Source organism: Achromobacter sp. JD-1 (genome assembly GCF_038594925.1).
Taxonomy (GTDB): Bacteria; Pseudomonadota; Gammaproteobacteria; order Burkholderiales; family Burkholderiaceae_B; genus Achromobacter; species Achromobacter spanius_C.
On sequence record NZ_JBCGCS010000007.1, the window covers coordinates 1 to 21,887 of the forward strand.

The window sequence follows — 21,887 nt, forward strand, 5'->3', positions numbered from 1 at the left end:
ATGGATGGGTGCGTCCCGATCCCCAGCACCCCCGAAGCAAGATCGGTAAGTGCTATGAAAACATACAAGGATGGGTGAAGCGCGGCAAGATCACCGCAAGAACACCAACACCCATCGCGCGCAACCCATCAGGCAGCGCATGCCACGAAGCCATCGTAGGATGGGTGAAGCGCGGCAAGATCACCGCAAGAACACCAACACCCACCGCGCGCAACCCATCAGGCAGCGCATGCCGCGAAGCCATCGCAGGATGGGTGAAGCGCGACAAAATCACCGCAAGAACACCAACACCCACCGCGCGCAACCCATCAGGCAGCGCATGCCGCGAAGCCATCGTAGGATGGGTGAAGCGCGACAAAATCACCGCAAGAACGCCAACACCCATCGCGCGCAACCCATCAGGCAGCGCTTGCCGAAGTGCCACGCGCGCGGACCCCCTCGCCTACTTCACCCCCTCAAACTCCTCCAACAGCGGCGCCAACTCCTCACGCAGCTTCGCCTGCAACCCCTCCGCCGGGGCCACCAGCGGATCTAGCACCTCGGGCGCATCTACCCCGATCAAATCCATCACCGACTTCATCGGCCCCGGATTTGTTTCCGCAAACGCCAGGTTCATCATCGGAATCAAGCGGCGGTGCAGCGCCATCGACTCACTCGTGCGACCTTCCTTTGCCAACGCATACACCTGCTTCCACGCCGACGGCAGCAGGCTTGCCGTTACCACGATTCCACCCTTTGCGCCGGCGGCCAGATGCACCGGCAGCAAGGTATCTTCCCCACTGAACACCGCGAACGATTCATCCACCCCCGCCACCGTGCGCAGGAAGTGATACATGTCGGTATTGCACGCCTTCATGCCGATGATATTTTCATGGCGCGACAGCTCATGCAGCACCTCCGGCGCAATCGCAATCCGCGTGCGGTACGGAATTTCGTAGATCATCACGGGCAGCGGCGACGCGTCCGCATAGCGCAGGAAATAATCGCGGATGCCCGCTTGCGTCGGCGTCGTGTAGTACGGCGTCAGCACCATCAAGGCATCCGCGCCAGCATCCGCGAATTCATTGCCCGCTTGCAGCGCATCATGAAAGCCGGGGTCCAGCACGCCGGGTATTACCGGCACGCGGCCGGCGACAGCGTCCACCGTCAGCTTGCACATGCGGATGCGCTCGGCGCGGGCCAGCGCGCCGTATTCGCCCGTGCCCCCCAACGGTACGATGCCGTCGATGCCTTGCTTGAGCAGGTAGGCCACCAGCGCCTGGGCCGCCTTAACGTTGATGGTGTCGTCGGCGTTGACCGGCGTCGGGATCGCGGGAAAGATTCCGCGCAGATGGGTTGCGTTCAGCATGTTGGAGTTCCTAAAAAAACAATCGCGCCGGGTTCAGTTGGCCAGGCTGCGGCGGCGCAGCCTGTCGGCCAGCCAGATCAGCGCGGCAATGAAAATAAACAAGCAGGTGGATACCGCCGCAATCACGGGTGAAATCTGCAGCGTCACCTCGTCCCAGAACTGTTTGGGCAGCGTGGCGTTCAGACCACCCGAGGCGAACAGCGCAATCGTCAATTCATCAAACGACGTGGCGAACGCGAACAGGAACGACGACATCAGTCCCGCACCCAGAATCGGGAACGTCACGAAGCGCAGCGTGGACCACGGCCCCGCGCCCAGGCTTTGCGCCGCCAGGTCCAGCCGCGTGTCGTAGTTGCGCAGCACCGCCATCATCGTGATCACCACATACGGCACCGCCACCACCGTGTGCGCCAGGATCAGTCCGATCATCGAGCCCACCAGACCCACGCGGGCGAAGAAATAGAACATGCCCACGGCGATGATCATGCGCGGCACCACGATGGGTGACAGCACGAAGGCCAGCATCGCCGACTTGCCGCGCATGTTGGCGCGCACTAGCAGGAAGGCGGCTGGTGTGCCGATCAGCATCGCCAGCAAGCCCGTGCCCACCCCCACGATCAGCGACCGCGTAATGGCCTGCATCCAGACGGGCGACGTGAACATCTGCTCGTACCATTGCAGCGAAAAGCCCTTGGGCGGCCACGTCAACCCGGACCCGGAATCAAATGACAGCGGAATCATCAGGAACGCCGGCGCGCTAAGAAACGCCAGCACAATCAGCACCATCCACCACAGCGTGCGCGACTGCCCGGTGCCCGACACCGAACGCCGCATGCGCTTGGGCAGCAGTGCGAACAGCGCATCCGACACGTTGGCCAGCACTGTCAGCACCGCATCACCCGCGCGACGCGACAGGCTTTCCTTGCCGGACGCGCGCACGCGGGTAGACGCGCCGCCCGTCATGGTGGACAGGCCCAGCACCTTGTCATAGATGGCGAACACCACCAGCACCACCACCAGCAGCAGCACCGACACCGCGCCGGCGAACTCCCAGTTCATGGTCTGCTGCACCTGGTCGATGATGATTTGCGTGATCATCGTTTCCTTGCGCCCGCCCAGCAGCGCGGGCGTGATGAAGAAGCCGATGGCGGTCACGAACACCATGATAGCCGCGGCCGCGACACCCGGCATCGACAACGGGAAATAGATCTTCCAGAACGCGGTGCCCGGGCGCGCGCCCAGCGTGGACGCGGCGCGCGGCAGGTTGCGGTCGATGTTCTCCATGACGGACAGCATCGTCAGCACCGCCAGCGGCATCAGTGCATGCACCATGCCCACCAGCACGCTGCCGAAGTTGTAGAGCAGGTTGGCCGGCGCATCCAGGATGCCCAGCGCTTGCAGCAACTGATTCACCACGCCATTGCGGCCCAGCAGCACCACCCACGCAAAGGTGCGCACCAGGAAGCTGGTCCAGAACGACAGCAGCACCCAGAACAACAGCGAGGTCTTGCGCTTGGCCGTCAGGCTGGAAATCAGATAGGCCACCGGGTAGCCCGCGACCACCGAGAAGAACGTAGTCCATAACGAGATCTTCAACGTGATCAGCAGCACGTTGATATACACCGACGATTCGAACAGCCGGTGGTACTGCGCCAGCGTGAAGCCCTGGTCGTCGACCACGCTTAACAACAGCAACTGGCCAACCGGATAGATCAGCAGCACCAATAGCAGCACGACCAGTGGCGCCGCCATCAGGAAATGGCGGCGGCCGGGGCTCATGCGCTTGCGAGGGGGGGCAAGGGGTGTCATGCGTTCACTCCGCAATCGCCACCGCGTCGGCGGCTTGCCAGCTAACGGTCAAGGGCTGGCCGATGGCGTACTGCTCGGCCTGCCGCTGCGTGGGGTAGGCCACGACGATGGGCGCGGCGTCGGGCACGCCGGAATCCAGGTACAGCTTGGTCAAGCTGCCGGTCACCATCACGTCCAGCAGCTTGCCGGTCAGACCGGGGCCGGTCAGGCCCACGCGCAGGTTCTGCGGGCGCAGCATCACCGTGACCTTCTGGCCGGCCTTGATGGGGGCGCCGTTGGACAGCGCTTGCCCGGTCACGCCTTGATGCGCCAGCTTCACGGTCAGCGTGTCACCGTCCACTGCCGTGACCTCGCCTTGCAGCAGGTTCGATTCGCCCAGGAAATCGGCCACGAACAAGGTGCGCGGGCGGAAATACAGATCGGCCGGCGTGCCCAGTTGTTCGATCGCGCCGCCGTTCATCAGGCAGATGCGGTCGGACATCGTCATGGCCTCTTCCTGATCATGCGTGACGTACACGATGGTGGTGCCCAGCTCGCGGTGGATGCGCTTGATCTCCAACTGCATCTGGTCGCGCAGCTTTTTGTCCAGCGCGCCCAGCGGTTCGTCCATCAAGATGATGGCGGGGCGGTAGACCATGCAGCGCGCCAGCGCAATGCGTTGCTGCTGGCCGCCCGACAACTCGCGCGGCAGGCGCGTGGCCACGTGCGGCAGGCGCACCATTTCCAGCGCCTCGTGCGCGCGGCGGCGCGCTTCGGCCGCCGGCACCTTGCGCATCTTCAAGGGAAACGCGATGTTCTCCTCGATGCTCATGTGCGGAAACAGCGCGTAGTTCTGGAACACCATGCCGATATCGCGTTCATACGGCGCGCCATGGGTGACGTCGGCGCCGTCGATCAGCACGCGGCCCTCGTCGGGCTGCGCCAGGCCGGCGATCAGGCTCAACAGGGTGGTTTTGCCAGAGCCGGACGGACCCAGCAGCGTCAGGAATTCGCCACGGGCGACGTCCAGGTGCGTGGGCGCCAGCGCGACGAAATCGCCATAGCGTTTGCCCAGGCCCGAGATTTGCAGATTGGAAGAAGACATGGTGTTCAACACGTTAAAGATGCCCGGTGCGCGCCACGGGCGTGGCGCGCGATTGACGACTTACTGCAAGACCCAGCCGTTGAAACGCTCAAGCACGTCGCGCTGCTTGTCCAGCCAGTACGCCGCGTTGATGTGCAAGCCGGTCTTGATGTTGTCGGGGTGCGTGGGGCAGTTGCGCGCCACGTCGGCCTTGATGTAGTCAAAGGCGGCGGGCTGCGTGACGCCGGCCGCAAAGTATTCCACCAGCGACGCCTGGCGCTTGGGGTCGGACGCAAACTTGATGAACTCGCGGCAGGCGTCGGCGTTGGGCGAGCCTTTCAGAATGGCCCAGTTGTCGCAGCCCCAGATGTTCTGGTCCCACACGATCTGCACCGGCGCGCCGTTGGCAATGGCCGATTGCGCGCGCGACACCCAGGTGGCGATCATGTCGACTTCGCCCGATCCCAGCATCTGTTCAACCTGCGCGCCCGTGTTCCACCACACGTCGACCGACGGCTTGATCTTGTCCAGGCTGGCCAAGGCGCGGTCGATGTCGCAGGGGTAGACCTTGTCGGTGGGCACGCCGTCGGCCATCAGGGCTTCTTCGATGGTGTCGAACGGATGCTTGCGCAGGCCACGGCGGCCGGGAATGTCTTTCACGTTCCAGAAATCGGCCCACGACTCTGGCGCGCGGCGGCCTTTGAAAGCGTCGGTGCGGTACGCCAGCACGGTGGTGTAGACGTTGTTGCCCACGCCAAAGGGCGACATGTATTGCTTCGGAATGGTGGCCACGACCGGGTCGGATTCCAGGCCGTGCTTTTCCAGATAGACCTTGCCGCCTTCGGTCAGCATCAGGATGGCGGGTTGGCTGATCTTGGCCATGTCCCAGGTGTAGTTGCCGGTGTCGACCATGCTGCGGATTTGCGCGGTGGGCTCGGCGTTGGCCTGCACGCCCACCACCTGGATGCCGGTGGCTTCCGAGAACGGCTTGTAGAACACGGCGCCATACGCCTTGCTGTAGATGCCGCCGTCATCGCGCACTACGATGCGCTTGGAGGCCGCGCGCGACGGCGTCCAGATCATGGGCATGGCCAGGGCGGCGGCGCCGGCGGCGACGGATTTCAGCGCGTTGCGGCGCGAAGCGTTGTGGGGGATGGATTTCATGGAAGACTCCTGCGGGTCGGGTCAGGGACTACGGATCAAGGACGGCGAATCAAGAAAACAGATCAAGGACAGCCGCTCAAAGACCGCCGCTCAGGGCAGCAAGCGGCCGGGGTTGAACAAATTGGCGGGATCAAAGGTGGACTTCAGCGCGCGCATCATCGCCAGTTCAACCGGCGACTTGTAATGCGCCATTTCGGCCAGCGACGTGCGGCCCACGCCGTGTTCGGCGCTGAAGGTGCCGCCCAGCGCGTCGGCCACATCGTTGACGGCACGGCGGATATCAGCGGCCATCGCGTCGCGGTCGGGCAGGGCGTTCCAGGCGTCGAACGTGAAAAAGGGAATGAAGTGCACGTTGCCGTCGCCCAGGTGCGCCACGATCAGCACGGGCAAGTCCGGCACCAGCCGGCGCACGGCGGCGGTGGCCTCGTCGATAAAGCGCGGCACGCTTGCGACCGGCACGGCGCTGTCGGTGGTCAGGCCCACGCCCGCTTTCTTATTGCCTTCGGACACGCTGTGGCGCACTTCCCACAGCGCGGCGCGCTGGGTGTCGTTGCTGGCCAGCACGGCGTCGTGCAACAGGCCACGTTCAGAAGCTTGCAGCAGCGTCTGCTGCAACAGGTCTTGCAGTTCTTCGCCGCTGCCGGTGTCGGACAGTTCAATCAGCACATGCCACGGGTGCGTGCCATCCAGCGGGTTCTTGCGGCCCGGCACGTGCGCCATCACGATGTCGAGTTGGTTGCTGTCGATCATTTCAAAGGCCGACAGACGCGAACCGCAGCTGCGTTGGAACATGCCCAATATGTCCAGCGCCGCTTGCGGGCTGTCCGGCGCCATCCAGGCCACGGCGTGGCGGGTGGGCAGGGGATGCAGCTTGAGCACGGCGGCGGTGACGATGCCCATCGTGCCCTCGGCCCCGATGAACAGGTGCTTAAGGTCGAAGCCCGTATTGTTCTTGCGCAGCGCTGTCAGGCCGTTCCAGATAGCGCCGTCTGGCAGCACCACTTCCAGGCCCAGGATGTTGTCGCGGGTATTGCCGTAGCGCAGCACGCCGGTGCCACCCGCGTTGGTGGCGATGGTGCCGCCTATCTGGCAGGAGCCTTCGGCGCCCAGGCTGATCGGGTAGAGCCTGCCTTCTGCGGCGGCGGCGTCCTGCACCGTGGCCAGCACGCAGCCCGCTTCGACTTCCATGGAATTGTTGGCGGCGTCGACCCGGCGCACGTGGCGCATGCGGGCCAGGTTCACAATGACGGGCGGCTTGCCGGTCGCGTTTGGCACCGCGCCGCCGCACAGGCTGGTGTTGCCGCCTTGGGGCAGTACCGGCGTGGCGTGCGCGTTGCACAGCCGCACGATATCGGCCACCTGCTGCGTGTTGCCCGGCAGGGCGACGCACAGCGCCGGACCCTTGTACCGGCCGCGCCAGTCTTCGGTGTAGCCCGCGGTGTCGGCCTCGGTATGAAGGATGGCGTCGGCGCCCAGGGCCTGGGTCAACGCGTCTAGCAGGGTGATGCCGTTGGTCATGTCTGTGGTCCCGAATGAAGCTCGGGGTTCAAGGGAACCCGAGTGCATTGAGGCACAGCATACGATCGATTAAATCGCTTTTCGATTTGATTAATCGTATATCAATTGATTTTAGGGTATGTCCTAGGCGGGACTTCGGCATGAGGACACGGGCTGGTGGTGCAGCAAGGCCCGCCTCGTCGTCTAATGGCACGCCCGGATTGCAGTCGCCAAAATGATCGAAATACAATCATATCGTGCGTTATGCAATCTACTGCTGACCCGCTGCCTTCCTGGCTGGCAACCTTCCTTGGACCCCATCCCTATGCGCGAAAAAATCGTATTCATCGGAGGCGGCAACATGGCCTCCGCCATCATTGACGGCTTGCTCGGACAGGGCCGTGAACTGGCAGATTTCCTGGTGGTGGAGCCGTACGCGCCGACGCGCGATACGCTCATCGCGCGCGGCCTGGCCTGCCGGGAAAGCGTGGGTGCTGATATCGGCGACGCCGCAATGTGTGTGCTGGCCACCAAGCCGCAAGGGTTGCAAGAAGCCTGCGGCCAGGTGCGAGCATTCCTGCCGCCTGACGCCACGGTGATCAGCATCGCCGCCGGGGTGGACCTGGCGTCGTTGTCGCAATGGTTGGGCGGGCACGCGCGCATCGTACGCGCCATGCCCAATACGCCGGCCAAGGTGGGTCTGGGCATGACGGGCCTGTACGCCACGCCGGCCTGCGCCCAGGTCGATCGCAATCGGGTGGATGCTCTGTTCGCCGCGGTGGGCGAGCGCATCTGGACCGATACCGAAGCCATGATCGATGCGGTGACCGCCGTCACGGGCAGCGGCCCCGGCTACGTGTTCCATTTCATGGCGGCCTTGGAAAAGGGCGCGTTGGAACTGGGCTTTTCGGCGGACGACGCACGCCGCCTGGCCGTGTCCACGTTTCGGGGGGCGGCGGGCTTGGCGGCCGCCGAAGCGGTGCCGCTGACGGAATTGCAAGAGCGCGTCACGTCCAAGGGCGGCACCACCTACGCGGCGCTGTCGCACATGCGGGATGCCGGTGTGGCCGATGCGATCACGCAGGCGGTGCGCAAGGCCGAAGCGCGCGCGCGCGAATTGTCGGCGGGCTAAGGCTACAAACCCCTGCGGCTCAACCACCACAGCAACAGCACCGCCGCCGTGATCGCCGCGACGTTGAACTGCATGGCCGCGCTGAAGGCTTGCGCGTAGCGTTCGGGCGCGCTGGCGTCGGCATTGGCTTGCAGCGCGCCGCCGAACAGCATGCCCGCCGCCGCGACGCCCAGCGCCGCGCCTACTTGTTGCAAGGTCGACACCACGCCCGCGGCCATGCCGGCGTGACGGTCTTCGACCAAGCCCAGCGCCACGTTGACCAGCGGCGTATTGACCGCGCCCTGCGCCGCGCCCAACCACACCAAGGCGGGCACCAGCGACCAGGGCGACAAGGCCGCGCCGGCCATGCCCACCTGCACCATCAATGTCGCGGTGGCGCCGCCGTAAAGCAGGGCGGCCAGCGTAATGGCGGGCGTGCCGAAGCGGGCCATCAGGCGCGGCGCGGCCATGGAGCCGGCCACAAAGCCGACGCTTGCCGGCGCGAATATCAGCCCGGCCGTCAACGCGTCCAGCCCGAAGCCGGTTTGCACCAGCATCGCGTAGCAAAGAAACATGGCGCTGGCCGTCGAAAACACCAGCATCACCAACAGGCACCCCACCGCAAAGCGCGGCTGTGTCATCAAGCCCATGTCGACCAGCGGGGCGCCGCCGCGCGCTTTGACGGCGCGTTGCAGGCGCACGAACGACAGCAACAGCAGCACTGCCATTGCGCCACACGCGACAGACCAGGCCGGCCAGTGCCGCGCCGGCCCCTCGATCAGCGCCAGCAGCAGCAAGGCCAGGCCCGCCGCCACGCACGCCGCGCCGGGCCAATCCATGGCCGCGCCGGAAGGTTCGCGGGATTCGGGAATGTGGCGCGCCAGACGCCAGGCCAGCAAGCCCAGCGGCACGTTGATCAGGAAGATGGTGCGCCACGCCAGACCAAACAGGTCGGCATGCACGATCCATCCGCCGAGCACCTGGCCGGCAATGGCGGCCAGCCCCAGCGTCATGCCCATCAGGCCGAACGCGCGTCGTCGCGCCTGCCCGTCGAAGCTGACACGGATCAACGCATAAACCTGCGGAAACAGCAGGGCCGCCGCCACGCCTTGCAGCACCCGCGCGCCGATCAACGCGTTGGCGCTGGGCGCCAGTCCGCACATCGCCGAGGCCAGCGCGAAACCGGCCATGCCCAGCATGAACATGCGGCGCCGGCCGTGGCGGTCGCCCAGACGGCTGCCCGCGATCAACAGCACGCCATACGCCATTTCGTAGGCGGCAATGATGAAGTTGATTTGCGAAAAGCTGGCCGCCAGCGTGCGCTGCATGCTGGGGATGGCGACGTTCACCACAAACAAATCGAAGATGGTGATGAAGCCGCCTGACAACAGGACAGCAAGACCCAGCGGACCCAGGGTGGGGGTGGGGCGGGTAAGGGGGGAAGGCAGGGCGTTCGAGGTCATGTCAGCGCTATCGGATTGGAATCGGCGCTATTCTGGGCGGGCTCGCAGCCTTATACAATTTAGCTGTTTATGCTGTTACTACAGGCAATACCCGGGGAACAGCAGCGCGCCAGCCGTAACCCGTCAGCCGCAACCCGTCAGCAGTAATCAGCCCGCAGTAGCCCCGTCCACCAAACCCGATTCGCGCCCCTTCATGACTCCAAACCCCACCCCTGAACGCCTGGACCGCACGCGCCCCGACCTGGCCGAATTCCTGCGCCTGCGGCGTGCACGCCTCAACCCGTCGGACTTGGGTTTGCCCGCCGGCAGCCGCCGCCGCACGCCCGGGTTGCGCCGCGAGGAGGTCGCCGCGTTGGCCGGCGTGGGCCTGGCCTGGTACACGTGGTTTGAGCAAGGCCGCAACATCAGCGTGTCGGCCACCTTCCTGGAAAACCTGGCGCGCGTGCTGAAGCTGGACGCAGCCGAACGCCGCCATCTTTATCTGCTTGCGCATCAGCGTCCGCCCGCCGAACCCGGCCGCACCTGGTGCACGGTGCCGCCCCAAGTGCGCCGCCTGATGGACGACCTGCCCTCGCGGCCCGCCTACATCCTGAACCTGCGTTGGGACGTGGTGATGTGGAACGCCGCGGCAGATCGCTTGTTCGATTTTTCGGCCCAGCCGCCGGGCCGTCGCAACCTGCTCTGGATGCTGTTTGTGGAGCCCCGCATGCGGCAGCTATTCGTGGATTGGTCCGCGCAGGCTCCCGCCATGCTGTCCACCTTCCGCCGCGACTTCGCCAGCGCAAGCGGGGTGCCGGATATTGCCGAGCTGGTTGACGAGCTGGAAGCCGTATCGCCGGATTTCAAGACCTGGTGGCGCGAGCATGACGTGCACGGCGCATGCATGGGCCAGCGCAAGCTGCACGTGGAGACGCTGGGGGATGTGGCGTTGGAACACGCCACGCTGACCGTCGACGAAAGCCGTCATCTGCGCCTGGTCGTTTACGCGGCGGCGCCCGACGAACCCCGGGCGGCGGCGTTTGCGCGCTGGTTGGCCACGGGTTCCGACACGGGGGGCGTCGCCTAGCGATACAAGCTTCCGGTTGACGGCGGGAATTTTGCGGGTGTATCGTAAGATCTATATCTTTAGATACATCGTAAGAGGCATTCCATGCACCAGCACGACGTCGATTCCTTCCATTCCCACGCCCACGGGCACCGTGGCCATCATCACCATCACCATCACGCCCATCACGCCCATCACCCCCATCACGCCAGTGCCGGGGGTGATTGGTTTTCCGGGCCACCTGACGGGGGGCGTGGCGACGCCGACGGTTTTGGCGGCGATGGCCGTGGCTTTACACGCGGCCGCCGCGTGTCCGCGGATGACTTGCAGTTGATGCTGCTGGGCTTGCTGGAACAGAACCCCAGCCATGGCTACGAGCTGATCAAGGCCTTCGGCACGCTTAGCAATGGCTTCTACACGCCCAGCCCCGGCATGGTGTACCCCGCGCTGACCTATCTGGAAGAGCTGGGTTACGCGAACGTCGAGCAAGACGGCGCGAAGAAGCGCTACCACCTGGCGGATCCCGGCCGGGCTCATCTGGACGCGAATCGCGAGCGCGTGTCGATGATGTTCAACCGCTTCAAGCACATCGCCCGCAAGATGGATTGGATGCGGCAGGCATGGAGCGGCGAGCCGCGCAGCCTGGGGCCGGACGGCGAGGACGCGCGTACGGGCTGGGTGCCCGAGTTCGTCGAAGCCCGCCATGCGATGCGCCGCGCGCTCATGGAACGCACCGACGCGTCACCCGCCGAACAACGCCGCATCGCGGCCATCCTGGCGCGCGCCACCGACGAGATCAACGGCAAGCCCTGTGCTTGATCCCGCACTTTCCCAGAATCTGGAGCTTTGATGAATCGTAGTGATCTGACCGTGGAGCGCGTGCGCCACAACTTGAAAATGCGCGTACTGACCGTCCAGCGCGTTGAGCGCGTCGCGGGGCTGTTGGCCCGCGTTACCTTTACCGGCGACGACCTGCAGGACTTTGTGTCTGCCTCGTTTGACGACCACGTGAAGCTGTTTTTTCCCGCCGATCCGACACAACCCCCGGCGCTGCCCAGCGTCGGTCCGGATGGCGTGACGTTTCCCGACGGTGTGCCCAAGCCGGCCGCGCGCGACTACACGCCGCGCCGTTTTGATGCGGAGCGTCGTGAGCTGGAGATTGAATTTGTGCTGCATGGCGACGGCCCGGCGTGCATGTGGGCCGAACAGGCGCAGCCGGGTCAGCAGTTGGGCATTGGTGGGCCGCGCGGCTCGTTCGTGGTGCCCAAGGCGTTTGATTGGCATGTGCTGATCGGCGACGAAACCGCGCTGCCTGCGATTGCCCGCCGGCTTGAGGAACTGCCTGCAAAGGCGCAAGCGCTGGTGTTGATTGAAGTGCCGTCTGCCGAGAATGAGATGCCGCTGGCGTCGTCGGCGAATGTGTCGGTGCGCTGGTTGCCGCGTAATGGCACCGCGCCGGGATATAGCACGCTGCTGCTGGATGCGGCGCGTGAATTGACGTTGCCTGATGGGGAAGGCTATGTCTGGGTCGCCGCCGAATCCGCCGTGGCCAAGACCGTGCGCGAAATCATGGTGTCACGGCATGCGATCGATAAATCCCGTATTCGCGCCGCGAGCTATTGGAAGCGTGGGGCGGTGGCGGTGCACGAGTCGCATGAGGGGTGACCATCTTACGTTCGTGCCATCCTGCGTCCGTCCCATCGTAGGATGGGTGCAGCGCGGCAGGGGCGTGATAAAAACCGAAGCGGTTAGCGCGCGGAACCCATCTTGCGGTGGGGGTTCTTGCGTTGGGCTCGATAAGAATTGGGGCGTTGCTTGATGGGTTTCGCGCGAACGGCGTCTGCGTTCTTTTTTCGGCCCCCTCGCGCTGCACCCATCCTACGGGGTTGGCCTTGGCTTTTCTCGGGCCAGGCGCAGCAGGTTTTCTATACGGCCGCGGGGATTTTCCGCGCGTACCGCCAGGCCTAGCACCGCGCGGGGCCAGTCCAGGGCGAAGGGGCGGTAGACCACGCCGTCGGGGCGCAGGGGGCGCAGCGATGCCGGCACCACGGCCACGCCCATGCCTGCCGCCACCAGGTTCACCGCTGACGATAACTGCGGCGCGCGTTGGCCGATCATGGGGTTCAAGCCGTGCTGGCGGCACGCCGCCATGATGTCCGCGCTTAGCCCGTAGCCAGATTTTCGCGAATACAGGATGAAGCGTTCCTGCGTCAGATCCTTTGGCGCCAAGCGTTTGCGGCGCGCCAGCGCGTGGCCCAGCGGCAACGCCACCACCAGCGGTTCCTCGGTCAACTGGGTGAACGTCAGCCCGCCGTCCAGCGCGAACGGTGGCCGCACGAAGGCTGCGTCTATCGCCCCATCGCGCAGTTGCGCCACCAGCGTCTCGCTATCGCCTTGCGACAGCGTCATTTCAACGTCGGGATACTGCTGGCGATAGCGTCGGATCACTTCCGTCACCACGCCATTGAACGAGGCCGACTCCGTAAACCCCAGCGCCAGTTCCCCCACTTCGCCCCGGGCAGCGCGTTGGGCGGTCTGCACGGCCGTTTCCGCACGCCGCAGGATATCTTGCGCGCAAGCCAGGAACGCGCGACCCGCATCATTCAGCACCACCCCGCGCCCCGTTCGGTCGAACAGCGGCGTGCCCACTTCCTGTTCCAACTGCCGAATCTGCTGGCTCAGCGGTGGCTGCGCCATGCCCAGGATTTCCGCCGCGCGCGTGAAGTGCTGCGCCTCGGCCGTCACCACGAAATACCGCAGATGCCGCAGTTCCATATCGATACCTTTTAAATACTGATTATCAACTTTCCATATATTGGACATTCTAGACCTGCAAGCCGATCATGCACGCATCCATCCCCGCTTCCAGGAACCCGCATGAAATCTCCTCTGAAACCCGGCGCCTTGCTGCGCCAACATTTGGCCGATGGCATTGTCGTGGCGCCCGGCGCGTATGACGGCATGTCCGCGCGGCTGGTGGCCATGGCAGGGTTCAACGCTGTTTACGCCAGCGGCGGCGCCATTGCGCGCGCGGCGGGCTACCCGGACATTGGCCTGCTCAGCTTTACCGAAGTGATGGACCGCGTGGAAAAAATCGTGGACGCCAGCGGGCTGCCGGTAGTGGCGGACGCGGATACGGGCTTCGGCGGTTCCGCCAATGTTGAGCGCACGGTACGCATCATGGAGCGCGCGGGCGTGGCGGCCTTTCATATTGAAGACCAATCGTTTCCCAAGCGCTGCGGTCACCTGGACGACAAGAGCCTGGTAGACGTCGAAGAAATGTGCCGCAAGGTCCACATCGCGCGGCAAACATTGAGCGACGCCGACACGCTGGTCATTGCGCGCACGGACGCTATCGCCGTCGAAGGGTTTGATGCGGCTATCACGCGCGCCGAGCGTTACCTGAAGGCGGGCGCCGACATGCTTTTCGTGGAAGCGCCTGAAACGCTGGCGCAAATCCGCGCCATTGCCGATCGCCTGCCAGGCTTGAAGCTTATCAACATGTTCCATGGCGGCAAGACGCCGCTGGTGCCGCTGCCTGATCTGGCGGCCATGGGTTACCGGCTGGCCATCATTCCGTCGGACCTGCAGCGCGCCGCCATCCACGCCATGCAGGCCACGCTGGCCGCCATCAAGCAAACCGGCGACAGCAGCGCGCGGGCCGACCAACTGACCAGCTTCAAGGAACGCGAAGCCATCGTGCAGACCCAGCGTTACCTGGCGTTGGACACGGAATAGGCGTCCAACGCCCGCGCTTCAAGCCGCGCTTCAAGCGCGCGGCAGCCCTAGCGGTCGCAGCGCGCCGGCATGGTGTTGGGCCATAAGCGCTGCCCCGCGCTACCGTACAGCGCGCGCACGCCGCAGATCATCTCCACGCGGGCCAGCGCACGGCCGGCCGGGTCAATGAGTTCCGAGTAGTCCATCGTGGACACCACCGCGCGCTCGTTCAGGAACGGCATGACGGTGCTGTAGTTGGGTTGAATGACAAACTGGCCCTGGCGGTCGACAAAGCCGATGTTCATGTCAGCCAGGGCCGGCGCCAAGCCGTCGCGCAGCGTGCCCAGTGCATTGAACGCGGGGCCGGTGAGCGCGCCTTTGGTATTCAACGCGCGCATTGCGCGGGTGGGCAGCAGCGACACCGCCTGGCCTTCCGAAAACGCCGACGTGACGCCCTCGGCCGTCAGCCGTGTCTTGCCGCTCGTGTCGACATAGTCCGTCCGCAGCCGCCCGCCCACCTCGTAATGCCTGAGCAGTTGCGGTGAACCTTGCGGCCACTGCCATTCACCCGCGGGCAGCGTCACTACCGTCTTGCCCGCCGGGTCGATCAGGCGCGCCCCGCTTGCATCGGCGGCCAATGCACGCGCGGGCGAGCCCTGGAACACCGAGCCGGTGGCGGCGCTGGGTGGAATCTGCCATTTGCCCAGCTCGTTCAAATAGCCGTGACGGGGCGTGCGACGAATTTCCAGCCAGTCGCCCAGGCGCGTGTAGAGCGCGTCTTCCAGGTCTTGCGCATTGGCGCCGTCTGCAGAAAAGATCCAACGCCGCTGATCGCTCTCGGCCGTGACGGCGCCGTCTTCCGTCTGGCCAATTTGCAGCCGGCTGATGAAGGGCGTCAGCGCGCGGCCCTGGCTGTTGAACAGCGCAACGGGGCGGGCGTAGTCGTCGTCCTGAGGGCTCGCCTGCGTCACCTTCCACAAGGTGTCGTTGACGCGCTCGACGGCATGATGGCGCGCCGGCACGGTCCACTTGCCTTGCAGATCGATCACGCCCACGCGGCCAACACCCAGCGACGCGACCGCGCGCCCGCTCTCAAACGCACCGATCTCCTGAAACGCCGGCGCGGCCAGTTCCTTGCCCGCCACGAAGTCGTACAGACCCCACGGGGCATCGGCGCTGGCGGTCTTGACGTAGCGCATCACACCCGGCGCCACCACTTGCGAATCGAACACATCGGCCGGCAAGGCGTACTGCTTGCCGTTGCGGTCGATCATCTTGTTCACGCCCTTGGCGTACACCAGCGCATAGCCCTGGTGAAACGCGCCAATGTATTGCTGCGCCGGCAGGTCCATCACGCGGCCACGGGCATCCAGCAGGCGTATGCCGTCGGCGGTGGTCGCGGCGTAGCGCAGTTGTTCCGGCTTGAGGCCGTCGATGGATATTGGCGCATCGCTGTCGCGGTCCGCGCCGGCTTCCAGCATCGTCAGGTCCGTCCACGACGGGTCGGTCACCAGGCTGCCATCCGCCAGCAGCAGGCCGGCGCCCGCCGGGCCGCATTGGCAATGCGACTGGCCCAGCAGGCCCAAGGGCGCGCCAGGCAAGTCCACGGCCAGGGCCTTCAGTTGCATGTTCTGCACGGCTTCGACGGCTTCAGGCTTGAGCAATACCTGGCCGTCGGCGTCGACGATATTGAGCAGCCCGCGTTCCTGATTCTTGATCCACAGCCGGCCTTGGTGCACTTCCATCGTGCCGGCCTGCGCCAACCAGGCGGGCGCGGTGGCGCCGTGCAACCAAGCACCCTTGGGCGTCAGCAGGCCGACGCCAGCGTCGCCTCTGAACAGCACGAAGCCCGCTTCATCGACGCTGGGCGCAAGGCCCGCGCCCAGCGGAACCGGCTTGGGCTGGCCAGGCACCAGGGCCATCATCGTGTCGCCCGACGGGTACACGATCACGTCGCCAAAGCGTTGCGAGGCCTGGGCTTCAGGCGACGTCATGGTCACGACCAATTGGCCAGCGGTGTCCAGCACCGCATAGCCCTTGCGATCGCCCAACTGCGCGCTCCAGAACTTGCGGCCCACGGGGTTCAGCGATTCGTAGTGCTGGTCCGCGCCGATCGCCTTGCCGTCGGTGCCCAGCAGCACCACGCCGTCCGGCCCATAAGCCACGGCCAGCATGCCGTCGCGATTGACCGAGATATCGTCGTAAATGGGTTCAATCACCCAGTTCCAGTCGCGGTCGACCAAGCCGTATCGATACTCGCCGTTGTCGGCGATGAAAAACCCCTGGCCATAGGCTTGCGTCACTTTCACGCCGGGCTTGGCGAAGCGGCGTTCGCCCGTTGGCGACCGGTATTCCAGCTTGTAGGCCACCGTTGCCCGCGCGGGCACGCCGTCTTCAATCACCAAACTTTCGATGCCGGCGTCCAGCGGCTCGCCCACCGTTTCACCCTGGCGGTTGATGAACACATGACGTCCGCCCAGCGTGGCCACGGCCAGCCCGATTTCGGCAAAGTCGCCCACGCTGTCGTAGCGCGGCGGCACGGCCATGCGGCCTTGTGGGTTGATGAACCCCCACTTGCCTTGCCACTGCACGGCGGCCAGCCCATGGCGAAAGTCGCGCACGTTCTCAAATATCGGGCGGATCACCAGCCTGCCGTTCTGGTCCAGAAAGCCCCAGGCATGGCGGCGCAGGGATTCGTCCGACGGCACGCGGCGCATCGGCTCCAGCGCGGACGGCAGCAGCACGGCGGCGCGTCCGTCCGCCAGGTTGCGGATGCAGCCGTTGGAGTAGGGCGTGTGGTACGAGATGTCGTCGACGGCGGCGTCGTTGCGCGCGCGGGCTTCGTCGACGCAAAACACATGGCCCATCTGGGCGTGCGCGGACAGGGATGCGCCCAGCGCGGCCAGGGCGCAGGCGATACGGGTGGTGCGGATCACACGTGACGTCATGGTCATTCTGCTTTGGCGGTGTCTAGGGCGGGGGGATCGATGCGCGTGGCGTCGGGGCAGGTCAGGGCCTCGCGCGGCCAGCTCAGGTTTTCTTCCGCGTCGAAGATCACAATCTGGTCGCACAGCACGCCGAAGGTGGTGGTGGTCTTGCCGCGTGTGTCGATGAATTCGACCAGGCGGTCGCGAGACACCATGGCGCGTTCGTCCTGAAAATCTTGCGCCCACGTGAACGCGGGAGGGATGGCGTAGCGTCCGCTCAGGTCGATGTAGCCGTACAGCTTGCCCGTGCGGTCCAGGCGTTGCGCCCGGGCCAGACCGTGCTTGAGCGCACCGAGTTCACTGAAGTGCGCGCCCACGATGCGCTTGCCCGCCGCGTTCAGGAAGCCTTGCTTGCCGTAGTTTTCGCTGTAAGGCACCACGCCTTCGCTGGCGCGCTGGTAGCCCACCGGAAAGCGGTTGGACAGGCGCGCGACCTCGCGGCCCTGCAGGTCCGTCAGCACGGAGGTGGACGCGCGATCGTCCTCGAACAGCACGCGCTGCATGGACGCCAGCGGAAAGCCGTCGCCGTACTTTTCCAGCACGGTCTTGCCCTGCTGGTTGATGACGCGGTAGCCCGAACCCAGGTTGACGCGCGCCAAGCCCTCGGGCTGCACGAAGAAGGGGTTGAATTCGCCATACAGCGCGGGCACTTGCAGTTGGCCGCGCGCGTTGATGGCGCCTTCGCGTTCGCGTTGGCGGATGATCAGCCAATCGCCATGCTGCGCTTTGCTTTCGGGCTGGCCGTCGGAGATCTGCGTGGACCGGCCCTGCGCGTCGAACAGCACGGCGCTGCCGTCGGCCAGTTCGCCGATGTAGCGGTCGCCTTGCAGCTTGTCTGGCTTGCCGTAGATGATGTCGCTGCGCTTGCCGGTGCGCAGGTTGACCATCCGATACGGGCTGCCGCCGTAGCGGCCGGCCAGGCCCTTGCCTTCCGGCTCGTTCACCAGCATGAAGCCGTTGCCCAGGTAGTCCATGTTGTAGGCGCTGTCTTGCGTGGCCGGCACGACCCACTGGCCCTGGCGGTTGACGACGCCCCAACGGCCCTTGTCCTGCACGCGAACCCAGTCGCCGTCGAATTCTTCGATGCGATCAAATTCCGGCTTCAGCGCGGGCGCGCCCAAGCGGATGTTCCACAGGCCCCAGCGGCGTTGGCGGTTGTCGTCCGCGGCGCGGTAGACCAGCAGCTCGCCCTCTAGCTCGGACGCCGTCGCGCTGACCTCGTCAGGCAGGCTCACTGGTTTGCCGTGTGCATCGATCAGCAGAGCGTCGTTGCGCATCATGTCGCGGGTACGCGCCCAGGTGTAGGGGCCCTTGAACGTGCGCAAGTCGTCATATTCAGGCGGCACGGCCCATTCGCCCTGGCTGTCGATGGCGCCCACCTTATCGTTCGTGGCGCGCACCACCAGCGGCATCGTCACGTCATAGGTGTTGATGTTCTCCCATTGCGGGTTCGACACGATCTTGCCCGTGGCGGTCAGGATGGCCAGGGGCCGTGCGCCGTTGAGGTCACGCAAGAGCGCCAGCGGCATGGTCTGGCCGTCGGAACCGCGCTGGGCGGATTTGCCGGGAGAAAATGCGCTGACGTCGTAGCTGCGCAGGCGCAAGGCGATATCCGCATCCAGCAAGGGCTTGCCGTTGGCGGCGTACACCTGCATGAGGGAAGCTTCGGCGTTGACCGCGAGGGCGGCATACGACGCCTCATCCGCGCTAAGCGTGTCGGCCACTTCCGCGTTGGCGGCCGCTTGCCCAGCGTCGGCCGTTTCGGCGGCGTCTGTCACGACGGTCGCGGCCGCCGCCGTCGCCCCGTCCGATGCGGGCTTGGAGGCGTCTGCCGCGTAGGTTCCGACCGAGTCGGCCACCGCGTCGGAGGCGTAGGCGTCAGTGGCGATGTCCACGTTGCCGTCCGATGCTTCCACCGCCACCGGTGGTTCGTCGTCTGTGGCGTCGCTCGCGGCCTCGCTCATGCCGCCAGCGCTGGCGGCGGTATCGACCGGCATGCCATAAACCCAAGCCCGGCCCTGAACGATGTCGACGCGGCCGTCGCGTATCGCCAGTTTTTGCACCGTGCCGTCAGGGCTGATCAACAGCGTTGTCGATGCGTCGGACAGATAGCGCCAGCCGTCGCGCTGCTGCACCCCCATGTACGGCTTGGAAAAGGTATGCACCGGCTTGAGCCTGCCGTCCAGCAAGGTGGACTTGCCGTCTTCGTCCGCCACCAGCCAAAGGCCGGACGCCAACCACTGCACGCGCTCGTAACTGGCTTGCGAAATCGCTTCGCCGCGCGGGTTCACGAAGGTCCAATCTTTTTCGCGGCGCACGGCCACGACGTCGCCGTCGCGCATGGGCGCTTCGCGCGAACGCAGCACATCCGGTGTCACGGCCCAGCGGCCCTGCGCGTCCAGCAAACCCCACCAGCCGGAATAGCGTGACCCGCGCAACTGCGCCGGCAAATAGCCGGCTGACGGCGCGTCCAGCATCATCACGCCTTCGGGCAGCGCGGTGGCCGCGCCCGTTGCGGTGTTGATCAGACGCGGCGGCGTGGGCAGCTCCATCGACGCCAGCTTCTGGCCGGGCATGAAGCCCCATGTGCGGGTGCCCAGCGGAAAGGTCTTGACGATCTTGCCCTGCCGGTCGATCAGCAGATTAAGTTCTCCGTCTTCAACCAGCGCCGTGCCTTCGGCGTTAAAGCCCGAGGCCCTGGTGTAGCGCGGCTTGATGACCCACTGGCCCTTGGTGTCGATGTAGCCCCACAAGTGGCCCTGGCTGACAGCGGCCAAGCCATTCTGAAACGGCGATGCGTGCTCGTAGGCAGGCGTGACGGCCATGCGCCCCTGCTTGTCGATATAGCCCCAGGCGCCGGCTTCGTCGCTGCGCGACCCGGTCAGCACGGCCGCCAGGCCGTCGCTGAAGGACTGATGGCAGGCCGTGTCCTCGCTTCGGCCGTAATAGCTGGTGCTGCATTGGTCCAGCCAGGAGTCGGCGCGCGCCGTATCGGGCAGGGCGGGCAAGGCCAGCGCCAGGGCCAGCGCCAAGGGCTTGATCGCGGTGCGCATCATGCGAACACGCGGACGTGGGCCGCGAAAAAAGGAGAGCCAAGCCGGACGTGCCACATGGTCGTATGCCTTGCCAGAATATGCGAAGGCAGCACTGTAACCAGCCGTAGGGGGCGACGAAAGGGTAAATGTAACGATAGAAAACGAAGCGTTAACAAGCGACGGTTTTTCGCATTCCCGCCCCGCATGCAGCGGGCAAAAAATAATCGCTTGAAGCCACGTGGCGGCCCTTCTGTAATGGAGCCGCGATGTTTCCCGTGCCGAGGCCCATCGCGCGACCAGAGAGGTTCACCATGCCAGCGCCCCTTGCCCCGTCTTGCCCAGACGCTTGCCCCGGCGATGCGTCACAGCCCGCTGCGTCACAGCCCGCTGCATCACATCCCGCCGCTTCACGTCCCGCCGCTTCATCCCTCGACCCCTCACGCTTGTGGCTGCTGGTGCTGGCTGGCGGCATCATCATGGGCCTGGCCCTGGGCGTGCGCCACGTGCAGGGCTTGTTCCTCTTGCCCGTGTCGATGGACCGGGGCTGGAGCCGCGACACCTTCGCGATGGCGCTGGCCGTGCAAAACCTTACCTGGGGCCTCGCGCAGCCGTTTACCGGCATGGTGGCCGACCGCTATGGATCGGCCAAGGTCATCGCGGGCGGGCTGGTGTTCTACGCGCTGGGCCTGGTCGGCATGGCGCATGCGGTCACACCCATGGCTTTCATGTTGACGGCGGGCGTGTGCATCGGCATCGCGCTGTCCGGCACCGCGTTCGCGGTGATCTATGGCGCGCTAAGCCGGCTGGTGCCGCCCGAGCGCCGGGGGTGGGCGCTGGGGGTGGCCGGCGCCGCGGGCGGCCTGGGGCAGTTCGCGATGGTGCCCGCCGCGCAGGGGCTGATCGGGGGATGGGGCTGGGTCAGCGCGTTGCTGGTGTTCGCGGTACTGATGGCCGTCATGCTGCCCTTGGCGCGGCCGCTGCGCGAGCCCGACAGCGCGGCGCGCGGCGCCAATGGGCAGGACGCCAGCCTGTCGTTGCGCGACGCGATCGGCGAAGCGTTCACGCGGCCCGGCTTCTGGCTGCTGAACCTGGGCTTCCTGGCTTGCGGGTTTCAACTGGCGTTCATCAGCACGCACCTGCCCGCCTATCTGATGGATAAGGGGCTGCGCGCGTCCGACGCGGTGGCGGCCTTGGCCATCATTGCGCTGACCAATGTCATGGGCACCTACGTGTTCGGCGTGTTGGGCGCGCGGCATCGCCGCAAGTACCTGTTGGCTGGTATCTACCTGCTGCGCACGGCGGCAATTGCCCTGTTCTTGCTGTTGCCCCTGTCCGCGTGGACCGTGTACGCATTCGCCGCCATCATGGGCTTTGTCTGGCTGGGCACCGTGCCGCTCACCAACGGCCTGATCGCGCAGGTGTTCGGTGTGCGCTACCTCACCACGCTGTTCGGCTTCGTGTTCTTCGGCCATCAGCTAGGGTCGTTCCTGGGCGTGTGGCTGGGCGGCGTGGTGTTCGAGGCCACGCGGTCGTATGACCTGATCTGGCTGGGCGCGATGGTGCTGGGGGTCGTGTCCGCCGTGTTGCATTGGCCCATCGACGACCGCGAGATCCTGCGTGTGCGTACGGTCGGCGCGCCCGGTTAAGC

The 21,887-nt window shown here is 65.5% G+C and carries 16 protein-coding genes; 6 read left to right on the forward strand and 10 right to left on the reverse strand.

The window, feature by feature from the left end; translation table 11 throughout:
* Positions 1-52: 52 nt before the first annotated feature.
* The 6 genes from WBR68_RS12665 to WBR68_RS12690 all read right to left on the reverse strand — a co-directional run bounded on the left by WBR68_RS12665 (position 53) and on the right by WBR68_RS12690 (position 6,902).
* On the reverse strand, positions 53-424 hold the full coding sequence (locus tag WBR68_RS12665) for a hypothetical protein (protein WP_230694410.1): 372 nt from the start codon (positions 422-424) through the stop codon (positions 53-55).
* 18 nt (positions 425-442) lie between these two features.
* A complete protein-coding gene (dapA, locus tag WBR68_RS12670; protein ID WP_050445622.1) occupies positions 443-1,348 on the reverse strand; it encodes a 4-hydroxy-tetrahydrodipicolinate synthase in 906 nt (301 codons plus the stop codon).
* Between the two features lie 33 nt (positions 1,349-1,381).
* Positions 1,382-3,157 carry an ABC transporter permease subunit gene (locus WBR68_RS12675; RefSeq protein WP_230694411.1) on the reverse strand — a complete coding sequence of 592 codons (1,776 nt, stop codon included), beginning with the start codon at positions 3,155-3,157 and terminating at the stop codon, positions 1,382-1,384.
* Positions 3,158-3,161: 4 nt separating this feature from the next.
* Positions 3,162-4,241: an ABC transporter ATP-binding protein gene (locus WBR68_RS12680; RefSeq protein ID WP_230694412.1), complete on the reverse strand. Its 1,080-nt coding sequence runs from the start codon at positions 4,239-4,241 to the stop codon at positions 3,162-3,164.
* A 60-nt stretch (positions 4,242-4,301) separates the two neighbouring features.
* Positions 4,302-5,384, reverse strand: coding sequence for an ABC transporter substrate-binding protein (locus WBR68_RS12685; RefSeq protein WP_230694413.1), 1,083 nt, complete (start codon positions 5,382-5,384; stop codon positions 4,302-4,304).
* A 90-nt stretch (positions 5,385-5,474) separates the two neighbouring features.
* Positions 5,475-6,902: an FAD-binding oxidoreductase gene (locus WBR68_RS12690; protein ID WP_230694414.1), complete on the reverse strand. Its 1,428-nt coding sequence runs from the start codon at positions 6,900-6,902 to the stop codon at positions 5,475-5,477.
* A gap of 304 nt (positions 6,903-7,206) precedes the next feature.
* On the opposite strand from WBR68_RS12690, the gene proC reads away from it, so the two are divergent.
* Entirely contained in the window at positions 7,207-8,013 is an 807-nt protein-coding gene (gene proC / locus WBR68_RS12695) for a pyrroline-5-carboxylate reductase (protein WP_230694415.1), read from the forward strand.
* A 2-nt stretch (positions 8,014-8,015) separates the two neighbouring features.
* On the opposite strand, the gene WBR68_RS12700 is transcribed toward proC, so the two are convergent.
* Positions 8,016-9,455, reverse strand: a complete 1,440-nt coding sequence (locus tag WBR68_RS12700; RefSeq protein WP_230694416.1) for an MFS transporter — start codon at positions 9,453-9,455, stop codon at positions 8,016-8,018.
* A gap of 193 nt (positions 9,456-9,648) precedes the next feature.
* On the opposite strand from WBR68_RS12700, the gene WBR68_RS12705 reads away from it, so the two are divergent.
* The 3 genes from WBR68_RS12705 (at position 9,649) to WBR68_RS12715 (ending at position 12,165) form a co-directional block, all read left to right on the forward strand.
* Positions 9,649-10,521, forward strand: coding sequence for a helix-turn-helix transcriptional regulator (locus tag WBR68_RS12705; protein WP_127185919.1), 873 nt, complete (start codon positions 9,649-9,651; stop codon positions 10,519-10,521).
* 84 nt (positions 10,522-10,605) lie between these two features.
* Positions 10,606-11,319, forward strand: a complete 714-nt coding sequence (locus tag WBR68_RS12710) for a PadR family transcriptional regulator (protein ID WP_205736942.1) — start codon at positions 10,606-10,608, stop codon at positions 11,317-11,319.
* A 30-nt stretch (positions 11,320-11,349) separates the two neighbouring features.
* Complete coding sequence (locus tag WBR68_RS12715) at positions 11,350-12,165, forward strand: siderophore-interacting protein (RefSeq protein ID WP_050445631.1); 816 nt, start codon at positions 11,350-11,352, stop codon at positions 12,163-12,165.
* A 213-nt stretch (positions 12,166-12,378) separates the two neighbouring features.
* Here WBR68_RS12715 and WBR68_RS12720 read toward each other — a convergent pair whose 3' ends face one another.
* A complete protein-coding gene (locus WBR68_RS12720) occupies positions 12,379-13,275 on the reverse strand; it encodes a LysR family transcriptional regulator (RefSeq protein ID WP_050445632.1) in 897 nt (298 codons plus the stop codon).
* Between the two features lie 102 nt (positions 13,276-13,377).
* On the opposite strand from WBR68_RS12720, the gene WBR68_RS12725 reads away from it, so the two are divergent.
* Entirely contained in the window at positions 13,378-14,238 is an 861-nt protein-coding gene (locus WBR68_RS12725; RefSeq protein ID WP_230694417.1) for an isocitrate lyase/PEP mutase family protein, read from the forward strand.
* Between the two features lie 47 nt (positions 14,239-14,285).
* Here WBR68_RS12725 and WBR68_RS12730 read toward each other — a convergent pair whose 3' ends face one another.
* Both WBR68_RS12730 and WBR68_RS12735 read right to left on the reverse strand, forming a co-directional pair.
* On the reverse strand, positions 14,286-17,165 hold the full coding sequence (locus tag WBR68_RS12730; RefSeq protein WP_230694418.1) for a WG repeat-containing protein: 2,880 nt from the start codon (positions 17,163-17,165) through the stop codon (positions 14,286-14,288).
* Positions 17,166-17,167: 2 nt separating this feature from the next.
* Complete coding sequence (locus WBR68_RS12735; protein WP_230694419.1) at positions 17,168-20,260, reverse strand: WG repeat-containing protein; 3,093 nt, start codon at positions 20,258-20,260, stop codon at positions 17,168-17,170.
* 455 nt (positions 20,261-20,715) lie between these two features.
* Between WBR68_RS12735 and WBR68_RS12740 the strand changes: the two genes are divergently transcribed.
* On the forward strand, positions 20,716-21,885 hold the full coding sequence (locus WBR68_RS12740; protein ID WP_230694550.1) for an MFS transporter: 1,170 nt from the start codon (positions 20,716-20,718) through the stop codon (positions 21,883-21,885).
* Positions 21,886-21,887: the final 2 nt, after the last annotated feature.